The sequence below is a fragment of the Pseudomonas sp. DCB_BI genome (assembly GCF_026240995.1).
Lineage (GTDB): Bacteria > Pseudomonadota > Gammaproteobacteria > Pseudomonadales > Pseudomonadaceae > Aquipseudomonas.
Window position 1 is genome coordinate 1 of record NZ_JAPFCG010000099.1, and the last position, 318, is coordinate 318.

Below are 318 nucleotides of genomic sequence, written 5' to 3' on the forward strand. Positions count from 1 at the left end.
GGTGTGATTCATGACTGGGGTGAAGTCGTAACAAGGTAGCCGTAGGGGAACCTGCGGCTGGATCACCTCCTTAATCGACGACATCAGCCTACTGATGAGCTCCCACACGAATTGCTTGATTCATTGTCGAAGACGTTTTTCCTGGTCAGAACCTGGAAATGAGCATTCGCATCGAATGTTGATTTCTGGCTTTTGTCAGATCGTTCTTTAAAAATTCGGATATGTGATAGATATAGACTGAACACCAGTTTCACTGCTGGTGGATCAGGCTAAGGTAAAATTTGTGAGTTCTGCTCGAAAGAGCAACGTACGAAAATT

At 44.7% G+C, this 318-nt stretch carries 1 rRNA gene; it reads left to right on the forward strand.

From position 1 onward, the window contains the following. Nucleotides 1-73: ribosomal RNA gene (locus OO258_RS27435) — 16S ribosomal RNA — on the forward strand; the annotation flags it as partial. Between the last annotated feature and the right edge of the window lie 245 nt (nucleotides 74-318).